The following is a 24611-nucleotide window of genomic DNA, read 5'->3' as shown; positions in this document are numbered from 1 at the left end:
GTCTTTGAGAAAAGAGAAAAGTTTTTGAATTATTCAGAATAATAATAGATAAATGGCAAAAGAAGTAATAACAGGAGCCGAAGCACTGATGCGCTCCCTGAAAAACGAGGATGTTAAAACCATCTTTGGATATCCGGGCGGCAGCATCATGCCAGTGTTTGATTCACTGTATGGTTACACGAGAGGTGAAAAGAAGATGTTTGACCACATCTTGGTACGTCACGAGCAGGCTGCTGCTCACGCTGCACAGGGTTATGCCCGAGTCAGCGGCGAAGTGGGCGTCGCTCTTGTCACTAGTGGTCCTGGAGCTACTAATACATTGACCGGCATCGCTGATGCCATGATGGATTCTACACCAATCGTAGTCATCGCCGGACAGGTAGGCGTAGGTGCCCTGGGTACCGATGCCTTCCAGGAGGTTGACCTCGTGGGTGTTACCCAGCCAATATCCAAGTGGTCTTACCAGATACGCCGTGCCGAGGATGTGGCATGGGCTGTGAGCCGTGCTTTCTACATCGCCCGCAGCGGACGTCCTGGACCTGTAGTTCTCGACTTTACGAAGAATGCGCAGGTGGCTACATGCGAGTGGGAACCAGTGAAATGTGAGAAGGTTACATCTTATAATCCTTATCCTAAGATAGATGAAAAGGCAGTGGTTGAAGCTGCCGAACTCATCAACAACGCCAAGAAACCATTCGCCCTCGTGGGTCATGGAGTAGAGCTTGGCGGTGCACATAATGAACTCATCGAATTCCTCGAGAAGGCAGATATCCCTGCGGGCAGAACCCTGCTCGGCCTTTCTGCCCTGCCTAGCAACCACCCGCTCAACATGGGTATGCTCGGCATGCACGGTTCTTATGCTACCAACATGAAGACCCAGGAGTGTGATGTGCTCATTGCCATCGGTATGCGTTTCAGTGACCGTATCACAGGCGTACCTTCAAAGTATGCTCCTCAGGCCAAGATTATCCATCTGGATATTGATAAGGCGGAGATTGACAAGGTTATCAAGACCGATGTGGCTGTTGTAGGCGACTGTAAGCAGAGTCTGCCAGCTATTACCCGTCTGCTGAACAAGAATGTTCACCGCGAGTGGAGAGATTCCTTCGAGGAATACCGCCAGCAGGAACAGGAGAAGGTAATAGAGAAGGATATTCATCCTAAAGAGGGACCACTGCTCATGGGCGAGGTTACCAATGTAGTAACGGAAGCTACTCATAATGAGGCAGTTCTCGTAAACGACGTAGGCCAGAATCAGATGATCAGCAGCCGCTACTTCAAGTTTACCAAGAAGCTGAGCATCGTAACAAGTGGTGGCTTCGGAACCATGGGCTTCGGTCTTCCGGCAGCCATCGGTGCCACCTTCGGCGCTCCCGACCGTACCATCTGCTGTTTCTTCGGCGACGGTGGCTTCCAGATGAACATCCAGGAACTCGGCACCATCATGGAGCAGCAGGCACCGGTCAAGATGATTCTGCTGAACAACAACTATCTGGGCAACGTGCGCCAGTGGCAAGACCTGATGTTCGGTGGCCGTCACTCCTTCACCCACATGATGAATCCTCATTATGCAGAGATAGCCAAGGCCTACGGAATACCATACGATGTGGTAATAGACCGCAAGGACCTTCAGGCTAAGGTGGAGAAGATGATCAGCACCAAGGGGCCTTACCTGCTGGAGTGCGCCATCAAGGAGAATGAAGACATCGTTCCGATGACGCTGCCGGGCAAGAGTGTAGATGAGATGCTGCTCGAGTTGAATTATTAAAAGCTCTCGGCTATATATATAATAAGGTGTAAATTCCTTTATGGGGGAGCATCCTCCGAAAAGGAAAGACTCCGAAAAGTAACCGATTATTTTAAAATTTGGAAAAATGGAGAATAACAACGAAAAGAAATTATATACATTGCTTGTTTACTCAGAAAACATTGCCGGTATCCTGAATCAGATTACCGCCGTGTTTACTCGCAGACAGGTAAACATCGAGAGCTTGAATGTTTCGGCCAGCAGTATCAAGAATATCCACAAGTATACCATTACGGTTTGGAGCGATGAAGAGCAGATTGAGAAAATCAACAAGGCAATAGAGAAGAAGATTGACGTGGTGAAGAGCGATTACTACACCGATGACCAGATCTTCATCCATGAAGTGGCTCTCTTCAAGATTTCCACTCCGGTATTGCTTGAAAATCCAGAAGTGTCGCGCACCATCCGCAAGCATGATGCCCGCATGATGGAGGTGAATCCTACCTACAGCACCGTGCTGCTGGCAGGACTTACCGAAGACATCGCCGACCTCTTCCAGCAGCTCAACAGCTACGACTGCCTCCTTCAGTATACCCGAAGTGGCAGAATCGCTGTTACGAGAAGTTTCGATGAGCCAATCTCTGATTATCTCAAGCAGAATTCAGAAGATTAGAATCCTATAAAAATATTGAGCCCTTTGTTCTTCTGGCTTCAAAACTAGATGAGCAGAGGGCTTTTTCGTTTTAAAATAACAAGACAAACAACAAGATAAAAGGACGAGATAGATATTATGGAACAGAAAATATTAGATAAGGTAGGGCGTTACAAATTCCTTTCGGAACCTTTCCACTGCGATTTCAGCAGCCACCTCTTTATGGGGCATCTCGGAAATCATCTGCTCAATGCTGCCGATTTTCACAGCAACGACCGCGGGTTCGGCATGAACTACCTCATGCCCCGACATAAAACATGGGTTCTCAGCCGACTGGCCATTGAGATGACAGAGATGCCGAAGTCTTACGACCGCTTTGTGGTAGAAACCTGGTGCGAGAGTGCCATGAAATATTTCACATCCCGAGATTTCAAAATCTGCGGCAAGACATCATCATCCGAAGAAGCCAAGGTTTACGGCTACGGCAAAAGCGTGTGGGCAATGATTGATACGGAAACCCGACAGCCTGTTGATATTTTTGAAATTCACGACGGGCTTATCAAGGAATATATTGATTCAGAAAAACCTTGTCCTATCCAGGCAAGTTCGAGAGTGAAAATGGGCAAGGAAGCCAAGCTGGTGAGAACCATTGATACCTATTATAATGATGTAGATGTAAACGGCCACATCAACTCGGTGAAATACATCGAACATATCCTTGACCTCTTTGATCTGGATTATTACAAAACTCACTTTTTGCAAAGATTTGAGATAGCTTACGTAGCAGAAAGTCACCAAGGTGACCAACTTCATTTCTATTTGGAAGAAACAGGTGAGGCTGAAAAAATGCAAGAATACTGCATAAAGATAACAAAAACAGGCAAAAATGACGCAAATGAGGTGGAAGTTGTAAGAAGTAAGGCTAAATTTATTAAAAATTGAAAGAAAAATTTGGTAGTTTCATTTTATTTGCTTACCTTTGCACACAGAAAATAAAAATAAACCCAGAGCCGCCTTCTTGGATAGGGGGTGGACGGATCAAACAGGCTCTCTTTGGATAAGAATACAGCTCGCATCCGTATGGACAAGTATAACCCGCGGCTCCACAAACGGCAAGCCGCACAAAAAAAATAAAAATTATGGCAGAAATGAATTTCGGTGGCGTAATGGAAACTGTTGTCACCAGTCATGAATTTTCATTGGAGAAAGCACGTGAAGTATTGAAGAACGAAACTATCGCAGTTATCGGCTATGGTATCCAGGGTCCTGGTCAGGCTTGTAACCTTCGCGATAATGGTTTTAATGTCATCGTCGGACAGCGTCAGGGTAAGACCTACGAGAAGTGTCTGAAGGATGGTTGGGTTCCTGGTAAGACTTTGTTCTCTATCGAGGAAGCTGCAGAGAAGGGTACTATCATCTGTATGTTGCTTTCTGATGCCGGTCAGATTGCATGCTGGCCAAAGATCAAGCCATACCTCACACCAGGTAAGACTTTGTATTATTCACATGGTTTCGCTATCAACTGGAGCGATCGCACAGGCGTTGTTCCACCAAAGGATATTGATGTAATCATGGTTGCTCCTAAGGGTTCTGGTACTTCTCTCCGCACTATGTTCTGTGAGGGTCGTGGTTTGAACTGCTCTTACGCTGTATATCAGGATGCATCTGGCAAGGCAGAGGATAAGACTATTGCCTTCGGTATCGGTATCGGTGCCGGTTATTTGTTCAAGACAACATTCCAGCGTGAGGCTACTTCTGACCTCACAGGTGAGCGTGGCTCATTGATGGGTGCTATTGAGGGATTGTTGGAGGCACAGTATGACGTGCTCCGCGAGAACGGTCACTCACCATCAGAGGCTTTCAACGAGACTGTTGAGGAGCTCACACAGAGCCTTGGCCCTCTCTTCGGTGCTAAGGGTATGGATTGGATGTATGCTAACTGTTCTACAACAGCTCAGCGTGGTGCTCTTGACTGGGCTCCTCGTTTCCGTGAGGCTATCAAGCCTGTAATGGAGTGGTTGTACTACTCTGTAAAGACTGGTAATGAGGCTCAGATTTCTATTGACAAGAACTCTCAGGCTGATTACCGCGAGAAGTTGAACGCTGAACTCGAGGCTATGCGCAACAAGGAAATGTGGCAGGCTGGTGTTACAGTTCGTAAACTTCGCCCTGAGAATAACTAATTTTTTTCTCGTACATAATGTTGAAAAGGGAATGGCCCGAGAGGTGTCGTTCCCTTTTTTCTGTTTAGATGGGAGTATAAGCAATTGCATAAGGTAACAGGGGGATAAGTATTACTTATGATATATCCTCCTGTTATCTCATTTACGGTTCAAGTACGATTTTATCTCCATCAAGATAAAACATATTCTCTGCAACCATTTCTTCAAGAACTGCAGCCATATCTTCTGAATCATATTTCAGTTGGTTTAATTCTGTAATGTCATGTGGCTTTCCGTCTTTCAGCAAGTCTAGAATTTCTGATATAATAGTTTGCTTCTGGGGTATTTTGTGTTCTATGCAGACATCACATATCCCGCAGTCGTCCTTCATTTTCGTTTTTTCGCCAAAATAACTCAGAAGCTGGCGCGAACGGCAGATGCTGTCGTTCTTTGCATAACTGATAATGCTCTTGATGTGGGCAGTAAACTGTTTCTTGCGTACTTCCCATACCTCCTCTGGGATGATAACTCTGAAACCATCTTCCCTAGGACGCATGTAGCTGATATAAGGTGTCTTGCGGCGGGGAATGAAGTCGATGATGTGGCGGGCACTCAGATTTTTCAGAATCATGTATACCTGCTGACGGTTTAGTTCGCTTACACGCTCTATCAGCGACTCATCAATGTAAACGTAGTCGGTAAACAGACCGCCGTAATTACGCAGAAGCCCCGTAATAACAGACTCTTCCTTCTCCGAAACATTCTCTAGCAGATAGAGATCATTTCGGCTGATGTTAAATCTGATTCTTGCTTTTCCGTCAGGATTGTCCTCGTATTGGATATAGCCTGAGCGCTCCAGAATGCGCAGCGCCGAGTCTACGCGGGTAGGAAAGTACTTGTAGGTGAAGCAGAACTTCTCTATCTCGAACATGAAAGTCTGTCCCATTCCGCTTCCAACTGCAACCTGGAAAAAGTAAGCAAGATGCTCGTAAACGTCTTTGATGAATTCTTTGTCAGGGAAGGTTTCGTCAATGCGTTTCATGAGTTTGTTTTCATCGCTCTGATTATAGAGCAGCACTGCATATGCTTTTTCGCCGTCTCTTCCGCCTCGTCCAGCCTCTTGGAAATAGGCTTCCAGCGAGTCAGGACAGTCTATATGAATTACCATTCTCACATCAGACTTGTCTATTCCCATGCCGAAAGCATTGGTCGCTACCATGACCCTTATCTCGTCATTCTGCCAGTTTTTCTGTCGGGTATCTTTCACGTCGGAATCCAGTCCGGCATGGTAAAATGTAGCAGAAATTCCCTGATTGTTCAGAAGTTCTGCCATCTCTTTGGTTCGTTTTCGGCTTCTTGCATAAATGATTGCCGAGCCTTGGGTACATTGCAGAATATGAACCATTTCGGTCACCTTGTCGTTGGTGGTGCGCACCACATAGGCAAGATTCTTACGGGCAAAACTCATTTTGAATACGTTTTGCTTCTTGAAGTGGAGCTGGTTCTGGATATCTTCTACCACATCGGGAGTGGCCGTTGCCGTAAGGGCAAGGACCGGTACACCAGGCTTCATATCTCTTATTTTCGCAATGTCGAGATAAGACGGGCGGAAGTCGTACCCCCACTGACTGATGCAGTGGGCTTCATCTACTGTGATGAAACTCACCGGAATGTGGCGAAGTTTGGTCTGGAACAGTTCTGAAGAAAGGCGTTCTGGCGAGACATACAGAAACTTGATTTCGCCGAAAATACAGTTTTCCAATATTCGGAGAATCTCCTGACGCGACAAGCCTGTGTAGATGGCTTCTGCCAGGATGTTACGGGCCTTGAGATGCTGCACCTGGTCTTTCATCAGCGCGATGAGCGGAGTTACCACAATGCAGACACCCTTTTGGGCAAGGGCCGGAACCTGGAAGGTGATGGATTTACCGCCACCTGTAGGCATAAGACCAAGGGTATCCTCACCTCGGGCTATACTCTCGATGATGTCTCGTTGTATGCCGCGAAAGTCAGGATACCCCCAGTATGTATGTAGTATTTCTTGAAATTTATCTGCCATTTTTTGATGCTTTTGCCCTTACAGATTTCGATGCTTTTGCGCCCTTACGGATTAGCACTCCGAAGCTGTGTAATCCGTGTAATCAGTGCCTAATCCACATACTTGGGGCTAAGTACCTTATCCTTCGTTCGGACGGATGTCTTCTATCTGAAGTTGAACTTGGTTTTTCTTGAAAACATTTTCTTCTATGGTGAAGGCTATGTCGAAGCTTCGCTTACTCTTGATGTAGCGGGCTGCTGCACTCTGACCGAAAGCAATGCCGTTTAAAACGGTGCTCGATTTGGAGTCTACCAGTTCCAACTTGATGTGCTCCTGTTCTCTGCCTACCACCTTGCTGGTGCCGTAATCATATACCCGGTTGGTGCAGAAAATAGGTTTCTGGTTGCACGGACCGAAAGGAGAGAAGCGCTTCAGGTCGGCTTGCAGATGCTTGGTAATGTCTTTGAAATCAATTTCAGCATCAATGTTGAGCATTGGCTCTGTCTGTTGAGGCGAAATGTGCTCTTCTACATAATGCTGGAACCGGTCTCTGAACTCTCTTACCTTATCCCATCTCAGGGTGAGTCCGGCAGCATAGGTATGACCGCCGAAATTGAGCAGAAGGTCGCGGCAGCTTTTGATGGCTGAGTAGATGTCAAATCCCGTAACGCTGCGTGCCGAACCGGTAGCCATGTCGCCATCCCGGGTCAGAACCACGGTAGGGCGGAAGTAGATTTCGGTGAGTCGGGATGCAACAATGCCGATGACGCCCTTTTTCCATCCTTCATCATAAAGCACGATACTGGAGTTGTGTTTCATACTTTCCAGACGCGACACGATGCTGTTGGCTTCTTCAGTCATCTGCTTGTCTATGTCTTTGCGCTGCTCATTATACTCATTGATGTGTCTGGCCATGCGCAGGGCAGAGGAATAATCTCTTTCTACCAGCAGATCTACGCTCAGTTTACCGTTTTCCATTCTGCCGGAAGCATTGATGCGGGGACCGATCTTGAACACAATGTCGCTCATCGAGAGCTCGCGTCCGTTCAGGCCGCAGATGTCGATGATGGATTTCAGACCGATACTTGGATTAGTATTCAGCAACTTAAGACCATGGAAGGCGAGTATTCTGTTTTCATCTACTACCGGCACAATATCGGCTGCAATACTGACGGCACAGAAGTCGAGCAGGGGGATGAGCCTGGAGAACGGAATGTTGTTGTTCTTGGCAAAAGCCTGCATAAACTTGAATCCTACACCGCATCCGCAGAGATGCTTGAAAGGGAACGGATCGTCTGGGCGCTTCGGATTGAGTATGGCCACAGCGGGTGGCATCACGTCGTCAGGGACATGATGGTCGCAGATGATGAAGTCTATTCCCAGACTCTTGGCATATTCTATCTCCTGGATAGCCTTGATTCCACAGTCTAGAATAATAATCAGTTTTACACCAGTCTGATGTGCAAAATCTATTCCTTTCTTACTCACTCCGTAACCCTCGTCGTAGCGGTCGGGGATGTAGTAGTCAATGTTTGAATAGAATTGCTGCAAGAATTTGTACACCAGGGCAACGGCGGTGCATCCGTCTACGTCGTAGTCTCCGTAAACGAGGATACGTTCCTTTCTACCCATTGCATCGTTCAGGCGGTCAACGGCAATATCCATGTCTTTCATCAGGAATGGATTGATGAGATCTGAGAGCTGTGGTCGGAAGAACCGTTTGGCTGCAGATTCAGTCGTAATCTCGCGCTTGATGAGCAAATGGGCAAGAACCGGGCTCATGTTTAGCTTGGCGCCTAATTCTTCAGCTGCTTTTTGCTGTTCAGGTGTTGGTGATTCGTAATTCCATTTAAAATGCATTTTAATTATTTTTTATTTCTGCCCCCAAAGTTACGAAAATAAAATGACAAAAGGAAATGTTTAGGGAGGAATTTTACCAAATTACCTAGAAATAAGTAAAAATAAGACTTGTTGGCAAACAAAAATAAGTAAATAAGCGATTTCGTGGTAAACCGAAATAAGTAGATATGAGTTTTCGTGGTAAACCGAAATAAGTAGATATGTGATTTCTTGGCAAAACAAAAAAGGCAGCAAACTCATCGGTTTGCTGCCCCTTGAATATTTTTGTTTAGGAGAAAGTTCATAGAAAGTCTATAAACTATTAACTATAAACTCCTAACAGAATTAGATTCCGAGCTTCTTGCGGATGTCCTTAGGGAGGGCATTCTTGTTAACCATGAAGTCCATAGTCTTGTAAGCTACGAAAGCCTTGGTCATGTACCAGGTTCCCTTGTAGTCACCATACTCGCCCCAAGAGTTCTTAACCATGTAGTACTCCTTGCCGTTCTGGTCCTTAGCGATACCGTAGATGTGCATACCGTGGTCATCTGTTGTCTCCCAGTTGTCGAATGCTTCCTGGCGCATAGCCTGTGTAGGAACAATCTCAGGAGCATTTACGCCAAGAGAATCAAACTTCTCCTTCTTCTCGTCTTTAGAGAGCTTGAACCAATGGTCAGCATCTGTACCGGCCATAGAGCGAACCTTCTTTACATCGTAAGCGATACCGAGACCCTTGCGAGTGAAACCGTCTTCTGTTACGTCACCGCCCCAAGCTACTGTGTAACCATTGTTTACAGCGTTGTCGATGATCTTGCAGATGTCTTCCATAGGAACGTTGTAGCTCAAAGGCCAGCGCCAGTTATCCTGTACCTCAACAGCAAATTTGCTCCACATTGGGTGGTGGGTGTAGCTGGTGATGGTTACATAATCATCAAGATTCAAACCGAGGCTCTGGCAGAAGCTCTGTGGAGTATACTGCTTGCCCTCGTATGTGAACTTCTCAGGAGTCTTACCGATGTATGAGTCGATGATGCCCTGAAGACCGCTCTTCCAAGCTGGAGAAAGCTTCTTGGCTGTGCTCTTTGCTACTGCCTCTACGTATGGAGTCATTACGTTGAAGAACTCACCAAAGTTAGCCAGAGAGTCACCTGTCAATGAACCTGGAGCTGGCATGGCAGATTCAGGTACGATACCGTAGTGCTGCAAAGCATAGAGTACATCGTAGGCGCTACCACCCTCTGAGAAGCTCACGTCGCCGTGCATTCTTACTGCCAATGTGGCGCGGTCCATATAAGTCTTGTTGGCTACGAACATCTCGCTGAGGTCGTAGGTTTTGCCTGTCTTCTTCAAGATTTCGCTCTCGAAGTAGCTGAGGGTAGAGTAAGCCCAGCACGTACCACTGCGGTTCTGGTCCTTGATGCTAGTGATAGGATTCTGCTTTACTACAGTAAATACAGGTTTGTTCTTTGCTACTTCTGCAGAGTCTGCAGCTTTCTTCGCATTTGCTCCTGTGGCTACCAAAGCCATCAAGGCTGCAACAATCATAGTTTTCTTCATGAATTCTTTTCTCTTTATATTTATGTTCTTGTTATATCTTCTCTCTGATTCCTTTTTCTGAAATGATTTCTCTTTCAGGAATTTTATTCCTTGTTGGCTGCCATGAACTCCTCAACATCTTTTGGATGATAAGGTATGCGGTCTTTGCCCAGGAATCTGCAACCATCTTTGGTGATGAGTACATCGTCCTCAATTCGGATACCACCGAAATCTTTATAGGTCTCAATCTTGTCGAAGTTGAGGAATTCTGCACAGTGACCGGATGCCTTCCAGTCGTCGATGAGGGAAGGGATGAAGTAAACTCCCGGCTCGTCGGTTACCACGAAACCTTCCTGCAGACGGCGACCCATACGCAGGCAGTTGGTACCGAATTGCTCCAGATTAGGGCGTACCTCTTCGTCGAAACCAACGTTAATCTGGTCGAGGTTCTCCATGTCGTGAACATCCATTCCCATCATGTGGCCCAAACCATGAGGCAGGAACATGGCGTGTGCTCCAGCCTTTACAGCCTCTTCTGTATCACCCTTTGCAAGTCCGAGCTCCTTCATGCGGTTGAAGAGCAGGCGGCATACAGAGAAGTGTACGTCTGCCCATTTTACTCCTGGCTTGGCTACATCTAGCGCATGGTCGTGGCATTCTTCTACAATAGAGTAGATTTCCAACTGGCGCTGGCTGAACTTTCCGCTCACCGGCATGGTGCGGGTGTTGTCTGAACAGTAGTTGTTCATAGTTTCTGCACCTGCATCACAGAGTGCCAGTCTGCCTTCTTCCAGTACATTCATAGATGGATAACCATGCTGAATTTCACCGTGCTGACTGAAGATGGTTGGGAAACTGACCATGGCTCCGTAAGAGTGGGCAATGCCGCTTACCTGACCTGCAACATATTTTTCTGTCACACCCGGACGTACGAGCTTCATCGCTGTGGTATGCATCTTGTATCCGATGACAGCAGCACGCTCCAATTCCTCGATTTCTTCCTGGGTCTTAGTTGAACGCATCTTCACAACAGCCTTGATGAGGTCCATGCTGGCCTCTTCTTTCTGTTGGTTAGGATGGATGCCCAGAAGGTCGAATACCTGCAGCTTGATGTCGTAGCGGTAAGGTGGCAGGAAATGAATCTTGCGCTTCTTTGACATGGCGTCGTTGCAGATAGTCTTGAGCGTTTTCATAGGTGCTGAGTTGTGAACGCCTACCTGCGCTGCAAGATCGTGAACATTGTCAACGCTTCCGTACCATACGATGTCTACGAGGTCGATGTCGTCGCCAATCAGGGTTTCAATATCGTTGTCTATATCTATCACACCTACCAGACCGTCGCGCTGCAATCCGAAATAATAGAGGAATGTCGAGTCCTGACGGAAAGGGTAATATCCGTTATTAGGGAAATTACATGGTGAATTGTTGTTTCCGAAAAGTATAATTACGCCGCTTTTCACAAGCTTCTTCAACTCCTGTCTGCGGCTGATGTAAGTCTCTTTGCTGAACATATTTTTAGTATTTTACATTATTTTGCTTGCAAAGTTAGCAATTATTTCCCAAAAAATACGTATCTTTGCAAGCAAAATTGAATAAAACGCGTAAATTTATAAATAATTAATATAAAAACGGCTTTTTGCTAGACAAAATGTAAGAAAATTGTCTATGCTGCGAGCAAAATATAATTATTTTCAGAATTTTAAAAGCAGAGAGTGTGTTATGAAATTGAATTTAAAAACAACAGGTTTGGTTCTTGAGGGAGGAGGCATGCGAGGGGTCTTCACCAGTGGGGTACTGGATGCCTTCATGAAGCATGATGTTCATTTCCCTTATACGGTGGCTGTATCGGCTGGGGCATGTAATGGCATGTCGTATATGAGCCGCCAACCTCGGCGTGCCCGTATCTCTAACATCGATTATCTGGCCCGATACCAGTATATCGGTATTCGCCATCTGGTGACCCAGGGGTGTATCTTCGACCGCAAATTGCTCTACGATAAGTTTCCAAACCAGCTCTTACCCTTCGATTTTGATACCTATTTTAAGTATGCTGATGGTTTCGAGATGGTTACTACAAATTGTCTTACGGGCAAGGCTATGTATCTTTCCGAGAAGCATGACAGGCAGCGTGCACTGGATGTTGTGCGTGCTTCCAGCAGTTTGCCATATGTGAGCAAGATTGTGGAAGTGGATGGCATTCCGATGTTGGATGGTGGTATTGCGGACAGTATTCCGGTACAGCACGCCATTGACATGGGGTGGCAACACAATGTGGTTGTCCTGACTCGCAACAAAGGATGGCGTGATATGGGCAAAGACCGTAAGATACCTTATTTATATAAGAACTATCCTCGCCTGCGTGTGGCTCTGAGTCACCGTCATCGGGCTTATAACGAACAGATCCAGCTTGTAGATGATCTGGAGGCTGCGGGTAAGATTACCTGTATCCGTCCAATCCGTCCGTTGGAAGTTGGCAGAATAGAGAAGGATACCGATAAACTGGAACGCCTCTACGAAGAAGGTTTCATGCTGGGTGAGGCTTTCTGCGAAAAATGCATAGAAAAAGAATAATATTAATATAGAAAAAGAATAATATTAATAAGGTGTAGTTGATAAATAAGGTGTAGATGATAAATAAGGTGTAGAGTTTTAGTATATGGCTTGAGAATGAGTAGAATGGTGGTTTTTAGGAACGGATTACACCGTGCCTAAAAATCACCGTTCTGGGTATGATAGTAATCAGCAATGATTTCTTCTTATTTCAGCAGGTCAGGGCGCAGGCGCTTGGTTCTTTCCATGGCCTGGTCGAATTCCCACTGGCGAATCTTGGCTTCGTTGCCACTGAGCAGAATCTCCGGAACCTTCCATCCCTTGTAGTCGGCAGGACGGGTGTAGATAGGGGCGGCAAGAATGTCGTCCTGGAAACAGTCGGAAAGTGCACTCTGTTCGTCGCTGATAACACCCGGAACCAGTCGGATGACGGCATCTGAGATGATGGCTGCAGCAAGTTCGCCACCCGTTAGCACATAATCACCTACACTGATTTCTCGGGTAATGAGATGGTCGCGCACACGCTGGTCAATACCCTTGTAGTGACCGCAGAGGATGATGAGGTTACCCTGCATCGACATTTCGTTGGCTATCTTCTGGTTGAAAGTTTCACCATCTGGCGAAACGTAAATCACGTCATCATACTCGCGCTCCGCCTTCAGCGCAGCAATGCAGCGGTCTATTGGTTCACATTGCATCACCATGCCGGCACTTCCGCCGTATGGATAGTCGTCCACACGCTTCCATTTATCTAATGTGTAGTCACGCAGGTTGTGCAGATGAATCTCCGCTAGACCCTTCTTCTGCGCACGTGCCAGAATGGACTCATTGAAGAATCCCTCCAGCATCTCTGGTAATACTGTAATAATGTCTATTCTCATAACATCTGCAAAAATAATAAATAATGCGGAGAGTACCAAAAATTTTTGCTTTTTCTTTCATTTTAACTCCTCTTTTCTTCACTTTCCTTTCTTTTTTCTCTGTTTTCCTGCCTTTCCGTAGCCATTCTTGTCTTTTCATATCATAATCCTGCTTTTCCGGAGAAAGAGAGTGATTAATGTATAAATATGCAACAAAATTATCAAAAAACAGAAAAATCATATCAAAATGATAAATTTTCGATAAAAGATGCTACTATCTGTAGAAAAAGTTGTATTTTTGCAAACAGAATTGCTTGAAAGAGTGTATAATTAATTAAAATTGTGAACAAGATGATATTGGACATTGAAATGCTGAGAAGCTTTTACGCTTCGTATTCGGAAAGTGTAGCCCAGGCTAAGGCTATGGTGAAACGACCTCTTACTTATGCCGAGAAGGTGCTCTTTGCACATCTTTTCGACCCAACACAGTTGCGACCATATAAAAGAGGTGTGGAATATGTTGACTTCCGACCTAATCGCGTGGCGATGCAGGATGCGACTGCGCAAATGGCGCTCTTGCAGTTCATGAATGCGGGTAAGGACAAGGTGGCCGTACCTGCTTCCGTACATTGTGATCACTTGATTCGTGCCGATGTGGGCGCAACACAAGATCTTCCTGAGGCTTGCAAGACCAATAAGGAGGTTTACGACTTCCTGAAGTCTGTTTCTCAGAAATACCATATCGGTTTTTGGGGACCAGGTGCCGGAATCATCCATCAGGTAGTGCTCGAAAACTATGCATTCCCTGGAGGTATGATGGTGGGTACTGATTCTCATACTCCTAATGCCGGCGGTCTTGGCATGGTGGCAGTAGGTGTAGGTGGTGCTGATGCCGTAGATGTGTTGACCGGTCAGCCTTGGGAACTCAAGATGCCACGTCTCATTGGTGTGCATCTCACAGGTAAACTCTCTGGCTGGGCCACTCCTAAGGATGTGATTCTCGAAATCCTCGGCATCCTTACCGTAAAGGGCGGAACCAATGCCATCCTCGAATACTTCGGCGAGGGATTGAACAGCATCTCTACTACCGGCAAGGCTACCATCTGTAACATGGGAGCCGAATTGGGTGCCACATGCTCTATCTTCCCATTCGACCAGAATGCCAGCGAGTATCTCCGCAAGACAGGCCGTGAAGAAATTGCATCTCTCGCACAGATGAATGCAGCCGAACTCCGTGCTGATGATGAGGTGTTGGCAGATCCGTCTGCTTTCTACGACCAGATTGTTGAAATTGACCTTTCTAAGGTTGAACCTCATCTTAACGGTCCGTTCACTCCAGATGCAGCCACACCAATCTCTCACATGAAGGCAAAAGGTCCTGCCAACGATTATCCGATGGTAGTAGAAGTAGGATTGGTAGGTAGCTGTACCAACTCTTCTTATCAGGACTTGGCCCGTGCTGCCAGCATTGCCCGTCAGGCTTATGAGAAAGGTATTGAGGTGAAGGGACAGCTTATCATCAACCCGGGTTCAGAGCAGATTCGCTATACAGCCGAGCGTGATGGCATCCTCGATGATTTCAAGAAGATTGGAGCCCTCATCATGACCAATGCCTGCGGTCCTTGCATCGGACAGTGGAAGCGTCATACCGATGATAATTCGCGCAAGAATGCCATCGTTACCTCTTTTAACCGAAACTTCCGCCGCCGTGCTGATGGTAACCCTAATACGTTTGCCTTCATCGGCAGTCCAGAGCTCACCGTGGCTCTCACCATTGCGGGCCGTCTCGACTTCAATCCGGCTACTGATACCTTGCTGGATAAGGATGGTAACAGCGTGATGCTCGATGCGCCTACAGGTTTCACCTTCCCTCCTAAGGGTTTTGCCGTAGAAGATAAGGGATTCATTGCCCCAAGCGAAGAAAATGCCAATGTAGAGGTAGTCATTGCGCCTGACAGCAACCGACTCCAGAAACTTGCTCCGTTTGCTCCATGGGATGGAAAAGACCTGACAGATATGCCGCTTCTTATCAAAACCGAGGGCAAATGTACCACCGACCACATCTCTATGGCGGGTCCTTGGCTGAAGTTCCGTGGACATTTGCAGAACATCTCCGACAACCTTTTAATGGGTGCCGTTAATGCCTTTAACGGTGAGAGCAATAAGGTGAAGAACCAGTTGGATGGTGCTTATGTCGAGGTTTCTACCGCTGCCAAGGCTTACAAGGCAAAAGGCATCAGCAGCATCGTGGTGGCAGAGGATAATTATGGTGAAGGTTCTTCCCGTGAGCATGCAGCTATGGAGCCTCGTTTCCTCAACGTGAAGGTGATTCTCGCCAAGAGTTTCGCCCGCATCCACGAAACCAACCTGAAGAAGCAGGGTATGCTTGCCCTCACATTCTGCAACAAGGATGATTATAATAAGGTACAGGAGGACGACCGCATCTCTTTGACAGGTTTGAAGGAGTTTGCTCCAGGTTCTAAACTCACCGTCACCCTGAAGCACAAGGATGGTTCTGAGGATAGTTTCGAGGTTGAGCATACTTATAATGATACACAGATTGCATGGTTTAAGGCAGGTTCTGCATTGAACTTTGCTGCAAAGAAATAATAGTAGCCATGCAGCTAAAAAAGTAACAGTTATGAATAAAGAATATTTAATATATAAATTAAGCGATGAGGTAAAAAACTCATGCAAGATTGATAAGGATGCATTCAAGAAGTTCAATGTGAAGCGTGGACTTCGTAATGAGGATGGCTCTGGTGTGTTGGTCGGACTGACCAATATCGGTAATGTAGTGGGTTATGAGCGCGATGCAGAAGGTAAGTTGACTCCTACAGAAGGTAAACTTTATTATCGTGGTTATGAACTTGATGACCTGGTAACTCCTCTCTTGAAGGAGAAGCGCTTCGGATTCGAGGAAGTAGCCTTCCTGCTGCTCTCGGGCCAGTTGCCTGATAAGGAGGAATTGGATGCTTTCAAGGAACTTCTGAACGATAATATGCCGCTTGATCATCGTACGATTACCCATATCATCGAGCTGGAAGGCAGCAACATCATGAACATCCTGGCCCGTTGTGTGCTCGAAATGTACACCTTCGATCCGAATCCGGATGACATCAGCCGTGACAATCTGATGCGCCAGAGTATTGAGTTGATTGCCAAGTTCCCAACCATCATTGCTTATGCATACAACATCTACCGTCACTCTGTTCAGGGTAGAAGTCTACATATTCGTCATCCTCGTGAGAATCTCTCTATTGCTGAGAACTTTCTTTATATGATGAAGCATGAGAACTATTCCGAATTGGATGCCCGTATGCTCGACCTTCTCCTGATTATCCAGGCTGAACATGGTGGTGGTAACAACTCAACCTTTACTGTACGTGTTACATCTTCCACCCGTACAGATACTTACAGCTCTATAGCTGCAGGTATAGGTAGTTTGAAGGGTCCTTTGCATGGTGGTGCCAATATCAAGGTTATCAATATGTTCCACCATCTGAAAGAAGCTATCAAGGATTGGGGTAATGTAACCGAACTTGATACTTATCTCAAGCGTATGCTCAACAAGGAGGCGTACGACAAGACAGGTCTCATCTATGGTATCGGTCATGCGGTCTATACATTGAGCGACCCACGTGCCGTAGAATTGAAGCGTCTGGCGGGTGAACTTGCCAAGGAAAAGGGTAGAGAAGACGAGTATAATTTCCTGAAGCTGATAGAGCAGGAAGGTATCAAATGTTTGCAGGAACATCGCGGAGGCAGCAAGCCTGCGTGTGCAAATCTTGATTTCTACAGTGGCTTTATCTATGAAATGATTGGTTTGCCACAGGAAATCTATACCCCGATTTTCGCCATGGCACGTATCGTAGGTTGGACTGCCCATCGTATTGAAGAACTCAATTTCGAAGGCCGTCGTATCATTCGTCCTGCCTATAAGAATATTCTTGGAGAACTTGAATATCAGCCACTTAACGAGAGATAAAATCCTCTTGATATCATAAAGGAGGGCAATGTCCATTATCGGGTGTTGCCTTTTCCTGTCTATATACAAGCAGGCTATTGTCAAGTGATGCAGTGAAGTTTTTGTTTTGACCATTAGAATTAATATACGTTAAATATTCAAAGTAGTATGTAGTAAATTTGGAGAAATGAATATTTATTCTTATCTTTGTAGCCGAAAAGTATAAAGAAAAGTATAAGTATTGAAGTTTTAACCGTCTAGTTTTAAGACAAAACAGTAAATGGATTGCATGGAAAAAGAATTTGAAGATTACTGGAATAAGCACCAGAAAAGATTAATCTTGAATGCTCCAAAAGCGCTACGCGATGAATACATCGAATCTACTAAGCTCGACAGCCCGATAGATTGGGTCTGTTTTATCCTGCCTGTGGCTTTAGGTATTGGTCTTCAGCCTGTTTTGGATATTCAGAGTGAGATTCTATCTTGGGCAGTTGTATTGCTTATTGTGGTAGTTTGTTTTGCTGTGATGCAGCTGGTAAAGCCTATGTTGCAGAAAAAGAAATCTACCATACAAGTGGTCAAGAGCATCAAAGCTTATTATTACGAAGTATACAAGAAAAATGGTTTAAAGAAATTAGAGCCTTGGAATTAATTCCAAGGCTTTTTTGTTTGTTGAAACCATTATACAATCATGAAATCACTCATCACATCATCCGATATGTAGAGACCTTCCCGTGTGAGAGAGAGTCTGCCGTTCTTTATTTTCATCAGTCCCCGGCTGATATGAGGCTGGGCTTCCTGGAGCAGTTTGTCTGCCAGTTCTTTTCCGAATTCCTGCTCCATCTTCATGAGGCTTATTCCGTCGCTTGTTCGCAAGGCGGTTGTTATCAGATCGTTGTAACGGGTGGAAATGTCGAGCTGCTCACTCTCTGAAGGCAGAATGCCATCGCCGATGCTTCGAATGTAAGTTTGGATGTTTTCGATATTCCAGCTGCGCTGCTTTCTGTTGTAGGAGTGGGCGGCTGCTCCTATGCCGATATACGGCACCTCGTGCCAGTAACTGCTGTTGTGGCGCGAACGGAACCCCGGACGGGCAAAATTGCTGATTTCATAATGTTCGTAGCCTGCCCCAGTGAGCTGGTCTATCAGCATTTCATACATCTTGCGACTGGTTTCTTCATCTATTTCACTAATCTTTCCCTGTTCCAGCATACGGTAGAGTAGGGTTCCCTCTTCGTACATCAGACTGTAGGCAGAGATGTGTTCTACATCTAGCTGTATGGCGTGCCTGATGTCGCTCATCCATTGGGATAGAGATTCTTCGGGAAATCCAAACATCAGGTCGATACTGATATTGCTGATGCCGATGTTGCGGAGCCGGGTGACGGCTTCTTCTACCTCTTCAGCGTTATGACGGCGATGCAGAAAGCGTAAACGTTCGTTGCTGAAGGTCTGTGCCCCCATGCTGATTCGGTTGACGGGAAGTTGCTTCAGCGTTTCGCAGAAGTGCTCGGTAACATCATCCGGATTGCATTCCATCGTAATCTCCATATTATCTGCCAGGGTGTAGTTTTTTCTGATAGCAGAGAATATTTGGCTGAGTTGGGAGCCGTTGAGTTGACTTGGGGTTCCGCCGCCCAGATAGATGGTTTCGATGGTGTCATCGCTTCCGAGTGCGGCTTTTGCCGGTCGCATCTGCATCTCCCGGCAGAGAGCATCAACGTAATCATCTCTCAACTTGAGAGAGGTAGTACTGTAAAAACCGCAGTAGATGCACCGGCTTTCACAAAAGGGGATATGTATGTATAGTCCTGCCATATTTCTGAACTTATTTTTCTATATATAATAAGGTGTAAAGACAAAAACATGTCTAAACAAAGTGCAAAAGTACTAATATGTTTTAAAAAACAGAAGTTTTTTGCCCAAAACTTTTGGCAATGTGCGATTTTTTTTGTACTTTAGTAGCATGAAACAGAAAAACCGAAGGTTTGACTGTGGATTGCAACTAGCAAATTTAAGTATAACCCTTAAAAATCTATAAGCGTCATGAGAGTTTATCAGACTAATGAGATTAAGAACATTGCGCTGTTGGGCAGTGCGGGTAGCGGCAAGACTACACTTGCCGAGAGTATGTTATTTGAAGCAGGCGTTATCAAGCGTAAAGGCTCTGTAGAGGCGAAAAATACGGTGAGCGACTACTTCCCAGTTGAGTTGGAATACGGCTACTCTGTGTTCCCTACAGTTTTTCATGTAGAGTGGAACAACAAGAAGCTTAACATTATAGATTGCCCAGGTAGCGATGATTTCGTAGGTGGTGCCATCACATCACTCAATGTTACCGATCAGGCAGTTATCCTTATCAATGGTCAGTATGGTCCAGAGGTAGGTACACAGAACAACTTCCGTTATACAGAGAAGTTGGGTAAACCTGTTATCTTCCTGGTAAACCAGCTCGACTCAGACAAGTGCGACTTTGATAATATCATAGCCACCATGAAGGACATTTATGGTTCTAAGTGTGTGCAGATACAATATCCTATCGAGACCGGTTCAGGCTTCAATGCTCTCATTGACGTCTTATTGATGAAAAAATATTCCTGGAAGCCTGAGGGCGGTGCTCCTATTATTGAAGATATTCCAGAAGAGGAAATGGAGAAAGCCATGGAACTTCATACGGCTCTTGTAGAGGCTGCAGCCGAGAACGATGAGGGACTGATGGAGAAGTTCTTCGAGAGCGAGAGCCTGACAGAAGATGAACTTCGCGAGGGCATCCGCAAGGGATTGGTTACCCGTAGCATCTTCCCTGTGTTCTGCGTCTGTGCAGGTAAGTCGATGGGCGTTCACCGCCTGATGGAGTTCCTGGGCAATGTGGTTCCTTTCGTAAGCGAGATGCCGAAACTGCATAATACACGTGGTGAGGAGATTACTCCAGACAGTAATGGTCCTGAGAGTGTTTACTTCTTCAAGACAGGTATGGAACCTCATATCGGCGAGGTAAGCTACTTCAAGGTGATGAGCGGCTCTATCAAGAATGGTGACGATCTGACCAATGCTGATCGTGGTTCTAAGGAGCGTATCGGACAGATTTATGCTTGCGCAGGTGCCAACCGTGTGCCTGTAGAGCAGTTGAATGCCGGTGATATCGGCTGTACCGTGAAGATGAAGGATGTAAAGACCGGCAATACCCTTAATGGTAAGGGTGCTGAATGGCGTTTCGACTTCATCAAGTATCCTAACCCTAAGTATTCACGTGCTATCAAGGCTGCCAATGTTCAGGATACAGAGAAACTGATGGCTGCACTCCTGAAGATGCGCCAGGAAGACCCTACTTGGATTGTTGATCAGAGCAAGGAATTGCGCCAGGTAATCGTAAGAGGACAGGGTGAGTTCCATCTCCGCACGCTGAAGTGGCGTCTGGAAAACAACGAAAAACTCAATGTGACTTTCGAAGAGCCACGTATTCCATATCGTGAGACTATTACCAAGAAGGCTCGTGCCGACTACCGTCATAAGAAGCAGAGTGGTGGTTCTGGTCAGTTTGGTGAGGTTCATCTCATCGTTGAACCATACGCAGAAGGTATGCCTGATCCAACATCATTTACCTTCAATGGTCAGGAATTCAAGATGAATATCAAGAGTCGCGAAGAGGTTAGTTTGCCATGGGGTGGTAAACTGGTATTCCTCAACTCTGTGGTTGGTGGTGCCATTGATGCCCGCTTCATGCCGGCTATTCTGAAGGGTGTTATGGACTGTATGGAACATGGTCCGTTGACAGGCAGTTATGCCCGCGATGTGCGCGTTATCGTTTATGATGGTAAGATGCACCCTGTAGACAGTAATGAACTTTCGTTCATGCTTGCTGCCCGCCATGCGTTCAGCGATGCCTTCAAACAGGCTGGTCCGAAGATTCTGGAGCCTATCTATGATCTGGAGGTTTATGTACCTGCTGATTTCATGGGCGATGTGATGAGTGATCTCCAGGGACGCCGTGCCCTCATCATGGGTATGGATAGTGAGGCTGGTTATCAGAAATTGAGTGCAAAGATTCCTTTGAAGGAACTTGCAAGCTATTCTATCTCTCTCAGTTCATTGACTGGTGGACGTGCTTCATTCACTACCAAGTTTGCCAGCTACGAGTTGGTTCCTTCCGACATTCAGAGCAAGCTGATTGCGGATCATGAGGCAGAATTGGAGAAAGATGCTGAATAGCAATCATATTAGGTTAGAGAAAAATCTCTCTTATATAAATTAAAATTTTATGTTGATATGACCAATATGGGGAAGTGTGCATGTGATATGTATACTTCCTCTCTTTTTTTTATGAAAAACGGATATTTGGTTTTGTATATGAAACTAAAATTATAGAAAACTGTTAAAATCCAGAAAAAGCCAATAAATAATTAACGGTTTTAAGTTAACTGATTAAGAAATTTCTTATCTTTGCCACCATGAAGAAGAAAACGATTTGGACCATAGCCATTATCATGGGCTTTTCGTTCCTTGCGCTGCTGTACTTGCAGCTCAGTTACATCCAGGAGATGGTAAACATGAAGAAGGAACAGTTTGACGAGTCGGTCAACAGAGCCCTGTATCAAGCTTCAAGAAATTTGGAGCTTAATGAAACTCTGCGCTATCTCGAAAAGAATGTCAACGAGACAGAACGTAAGGCCAATAAAGATAAGAACAAGGGAACGGCAGTTTATTCAACTTTCGAACTGAAGACAAATGCCACACATCCTGGCAATATGCCGAAGGCGATGATACTGCGTAGCGATAAGAACTCGCTGACAGAAACACAGAAGTCGCTTCAGGAAATAGTGAAGAACCGCTATGTCTATCAGAAAGCGTTGCTGGATGAAGTGGTATATTCTATCCTTTATTCGGCATCAGACAAACCGCTGAAGGAGAGAATCAACTTCAAGCAGCTGGATCAGGACCTCAAGGCTGAGATGATGAATAATGGTATCAACATACCTTATCATTTCACCGTGACTACCCAGGATGGACGAGAGGTTTACCGTTGTCCAGACTATACGGACGAGGGTGAGGAGTACAGTTATTCTCAAGTGCTATTCCGCAACGACCCTCAGTCGAAGATGGGTGTAGTAAGAGTTCATTTCCCGGATATGAACAGCTATATCTTCTCTAGTGTGCGCTTCATGATTCCTAGTGTCATCTTCACGCTGGTACTGCTGATTACCTTCATCTTTACCATTGTGGTCATCTTCAGGCAAAAGAGGTATACGGAGATCAAGAACGACTTCATCAATAACATGACCCACGAACTGAAGACTCCGATTGCCAGTATCAGTCTGGCAGCGCAGATGCTCAATGATACTTCGGTGGCAAAGAGCGAACAGATGCAGAAACATCTGGGTAACGTGATTAACGACGAATCGAAGCGCCTGCGATTCCTTGTAGAAAAGGTGTTGCAGATGAGTATGTTCGACCGTAAGAAGGCTGTGTTCAAGAAGAAAGAACTTGATCTGAATGAAATGGTTGAGAATATTGCCAATTCCTTCTCGCTCCGCGTTGAGCATACAGGTGGTAAGGTCTATACCGATATCGAAGCCATCGATTCGGGACTCTATGTTGACGAGGTGCATTTCCAGAATGTTATCTTCAATCTGATGGATAATGCCGTGAAATACCGTAAGCCGGACGAACCGCTTAACATCACGATGAAGACCTGGAATGATGAAGAGTATCTGTATCTCTCGATTACGGATACCGGTCTGGGTATGAAGAAGGAAAACCTGAAGAAGATATTCGACAAGTTCTATCGTGTACATACAGGCAATGTCCATGATGTGAAGGGATTCGGACTGGGATTGGCTTATGTCAAGAAGATAGTAGATCTTCATGATGGTGAAATCAAGGTAGACAGCGAATTGGGCAAGGGTACAACCTTTACCATCAAGTTGCCGGTGATTCACAGTTAAAAATTGCAGAAATAGAATATAAGGAATATTAATAATTTAAAAAGATAAAGATATGGAAGAGAAAATTAAAATCTTGCTTTGCGAGGACGATGAAAATTTGGGTATGTTGCTTCGCGAATATTTGCAGGCAAAGGGATTTACTACAGTTCTGTGCCCTGATGGCGAGGTAGGTTATAAGGAATTTAATAAGAACAAGTTTGATATTGCAGTACTCGACGTGATGATGCCAAAGAAGGACGGCTTCACCCTGGCACAGGAAATTCGCCAGACCAATGCCGACCTCCCTATCATCTTCCTTACTGCCAAGACATTGAAGGAAGATATCCTCGAAGGTTTCAAGATTGGTGCTGATGATTATATCACCAAGCCATTCTCTATGGAAGAGCTTGTGTTCCGTGTTGAGGCTATTCTCCGCCGCGTACGTGGCAAGAAGAGCAAGGAGTCTACCATGTATCACATCGGTGACTTTACCTTCGATACACAGAAGCAGCTTCTTACCATCGGTGAAAAGCAGACCAAGCTTACCACCAAGGAGAACGAACTTCTTGCTTTGCTCTGTGCTCATTCTAATGAGATTCTGCAGCGCGATTTTGCTCTGAAGACCATTTGGATTGATGACAATTACTTCAATGCACGCTCAATGGATGTTTACATCACCAAACTCCGCAAGCATCTGAAGGACGATCCTCAGATTGAAATCATCAATATCCATGGTAAGGGATACAAACTGATTGTTCCTAACGAGGATTAAATGTTTTAGAAATAGGGAAGAGATTCTCTAAGATATAAAAAAGGATAAGTCGATGACCGGCTTATCCTTTTTTTAATGAATATACAAATCCGGCTACTCCCGCCAGAATGAAAAAGAGGCCAGCGAAGAGCACGCTGTTTCCCGGGATGGAAAATGCAAAACTGGCAACCATCAGCAGGACGCCTAAAACAATGAAAGCCATGCCCATAGATGGTAGGGTATGGAGCAAACTAATCAGTTTCTTATTCATTTTTGCCATATTCTTTACAGTTTAGAGGTTGTTTTTGTACTATTAACAATTATTTTGTGCAAAAGTACGAAAAATATTTGGTTAATTCAAGAAAAAGTCGTAATTTTGCACCGCAATTCGTGAAAAGGCTGTGTTTTCGCACACATTTTCCGGTTTGCACGAGAATTTTTATATTAATATTTAATCATTTAAAGTAGTATGAATCAATACGAAACCGTTTTCATTTTGACTCCCGTTTTGTCTGATGAACAGATGAAGGAAACGGTCGCTAAGTTCGAGAAGGTACTCACCGATAATGGTGCTGAGATTCTGAACAA

19 protein-coding genes are annotated in these 24611 nt (G+C 45.4%); 12 read left to right on the top strand and 7 right to left on the bottom strand.

The features are described from left to right. Nucleotides 1-52 precede the first annotated feature (52 nt). The 4 genes from ilvB to ilvC all read left to right on the top strand — a co-directional run bounded on the left by ilvB (nt 53) and on the right by ilvC (nt 4582). Nucleotides 53-1768 carry a biosynthetic-type acetolactate synthase large subunit gene (gene ilvB / locus ACWJAO_RS06815; protein WP_449139704.1) on the top strand — a complete coding sequence of 572 codons (1716 nt, stop codon included), beginning with the start codon at nt 53-55 and terminating at the stop codon, nt 1766-1768. A 106-nt stretch (nt 1769-1874) separates the two neighbouring features. Further along, a complete protein-coding gene (gene ilvN, locus ACWJAO_RS06810; protein WP_449139703.1) occupies nt 1875-2420 on the top strand; it encodes an acetolactate synthase small subunit in 546 nt (181 codons plus the stop codon). Nucleotides 2421-2537: 117 nt separating this feature from the next. Beyond that, nucleotides 2538-3341, top strand: a complete 804-nt coding sequence (locus tag ACWJAO_RS06805) for an acyl-[acyl-carrier-protein] thioesterase (RefSeq protein WP_449139702.1) — start codon at nt 2538-2540, stop codon at nt 3339-3341. 197 nt (nt 3342-3538) lie between these two features. Next, nucleotides 3539-4582, top strand: coding sequence for a ketol-acid reductoisomerase (ilvC, locus tag ACWJAO_RS06800; RefSeq protein ID WP_144152272.1), 1044 nt, complete (start codon nt 3539-3541; stop codon nt 4580-4582). A 142-nt stretch (nt 4583-4724) separates the two neighbouring features. Here ilvC and ACWJAO_RS06795 read toward each other — a convergent pair whose 3' ends face one another. The 4 genes from ACWJAO_RS06795 to ACWJAO_RS06780 form a co-directional block, all read right to left on the bottom strand. Next, nucleotides 4725-6620: a RecQ family ATP-dependent DNA helicase gene (locus ACWJAO_RS06795; RefSeq protein WP_449139701.1), complete on the bottom strand. Its 1896-nt coding sequence runs from the start codon at nt 6618-6620 to the stop codon at nt 4725-4727. Between the two features lie 117 nt (nt 6621-6737). Continuing rightward, nucleotides 6738-8459: a single-stranded-DNA-specific exonuclease RecJ gene (recJ, locus tag ACWJAO_RS06790; RefSeq protein ID WP_449139700.1), complete on the bottom strand. Its 1722-nt coding sequence runs from the start codon at nt 8457-8459 to the stop codon at nt 6738-6740. A gap of 324 nt (nt 8460-8783) precedes the next feature. Further along, a complete protein-coding gene (locus ACWJAO_RS06785) occupies nt 8784-9995 on the bottom strand; it encodes an aminopeptidase C (RefSeq protein WP_449139699.1) in 1212 nt (403 codons plus the stop codon). 83 nt (nt 9996-10078) lie between these two features. Beyond that, nucleotides 10079-11485 carry an aminopeptidase P family protein gene (locus ACWJAO_RS06780; protein ID WP_264900488.1) on the bottom strand — a complete coding sequence of 469 codons (1407 nt, stop codon included), beginning with the start codon at nt 11483-11485 and terminating at the stop codon, nt 10079-10081. A gap of 208 nt (nt 11486-11693) precedes the next feature. On the opposite strand from ACWJAO_RS06780, the gene ACWJAO_RS06775 reads away from it, so the two are divergent. Continuing rightward, nucleotides 11694-12545 carry a patatin-like phospholipase family protein gene (locus ACWJAO_RS06775; RefSeq protein ID WP_449139698.1) on the top strand — a complete coding sequence of 284 codons (852 nt, stop codon included), beginning with the start codon at nt 11694-11696 and terminating at the stop codon, nt 12543-12545. A gap of 185 nt (nt 12546-12730) precedes the next feature. Here ACWJAO_RS06775 and trmD read toward each other — a convergent pair whose 3' ends face one another. Continuing rightward, entirely contained in the window at nt 12731-13405 is a 675-nt protein-coding gene (gene trmD / locus ACWJAO_RS06770) for a tRNA (guanosine(37)-N1)-methyltransferase TrmD (protein ID WP_006847387.1), read from the bottom strand. Between the two features lie 330 nt (nt 13406-13735). On the opposite strand from trmD, the gene ACWJAO_RS06765 reads away from it, so the two are divergent. The 3 genes from ACWJAO_RS06765 (at nt 13736) to ACWJAO_RS06755 (ending at nt 18003) form a co-directional block, all read left to right on the top strand. Beyond that, on the top strand, nt 13736-15994 hold the full coding sequence (locus ACWJAO_RS06765) for an aconitate hydratase (RefSeq protein WP_264902650.1): 2259 nt from the start codon (nt 13736-13738) through the stop codon (nt 15992-15994). A 31-nt stretch (nt 15995-16025) separates the two neighbouring features. Further along, entirely contained in the window at nt 16026-17372 is a 1347-nt protein-coding gene (locus ACWJAO_RS06760) for a citrate/2-methylcitrate synthase (protein WP_317511579.1), read from the top strand. Between the two features lie 268 nt (nt 17373-17640). After that, nucleotides 17641-18003 (top strand): hypothetical protein, encoded by a 363-nt coding sequence (locus ACWJAO_RS06755; protein ID WP_287837099.1) that lies wholly within the window; start codon nt 17641-17643, stop codon nt 18001-18003. A 29-nt stretch (nt 18004-18032) separates the two neighbouring features. Here ACWJAO_RS06755 and hemW read toward each other — a convergent pair whose 3' ends face one another. After that, entirely contained in the window at nt 18033-19169 is a 1137-nt protein-coding gene (gene hemW / locus ACWJAO_RS06750) for a radical SAM family heme chaperone HemW (RefSeq protein WP_449139697.1), read from the bottom strand. Nucleotides 19170-19397: 228 nt separating this feature from the next. Between hemW and ACWJAO_RS06745 the strand changes: the two genes are divergently transcribed. The 3 genes from ACWJAO_RS06745 to rprY all read left to right on the top strand — a co-directional run bounded on the left by ACWJAO_RS06745 (nt 19398) and on the right by rprY (nt 24044). Beyond that, on the top strand, nt 19398-21560 hold the full coding sequence (locus tag ACWJAO_RS06745) for an elongation factor G (RefSeq protein WP_006847394.1): 2163 nt from the start codon (nt 19398-19400) through the stop codon (nt 21558-21560). 239 nt (nt 21561-21799) lie between these two features. Continuing rightward, the gene (locus ACWJAO_RS06740; protein ID WP_449139696.1) at nt 21800-23293 is read left to right on the top strand and encodes a sensor histidine kinase; all 1494 of its coding nucleotides are present in this window, start codon (nt 21800-21802) and stop codon (nt 23291-23293) included. A gap of 52 nt (nt 23294-23345) precedes the next feature. Further along, complete coding sequence (gene rprY / locus ACWJAO_RS06735) at nt 23346-24044, top strand: response regulator transcription factor RprY (RefSeq protein WP_006847396.1); 699 nt, start codon at nt 23346-23348, stop codon at nt 24042-24044. Nucleotides 24045-24105: 61 nt separating this feature from the next. On the opposite strand, the gene ACWJAO_RS06730 is transcribed toward rprY, so the two are convergent. Next, nucleotides 24106-24303: a hypothetical protein gene (locus tag ACWJAO_RS06730; RefSeq protein ID WP_287828126.1), complete on the bottom strand. Its 198-nt coding sequence runs from the start codon at nt 24301-24303 to the stop codon at nt 24106-24108. A 189-nt stretch (nt 24304-24492) separates the two neighbouring features. Here ACWJAO_RS06730 and ACWJAO_RS06725 point away from each other — a divergent pair. Further along, the coding region (locus ACWJAO_RS06725; protein WP_449139721.1) for a 30S ribosomal protein S6 at nt 24493-24611 on the top strand (119 nt) is incomplete at its 3' end.

It is taken from the genome of Segatella sp., assembly GCF_977051555.1.
This window is presented reverse-complemented; position numbering and strand designations above follow the sequence as displayed.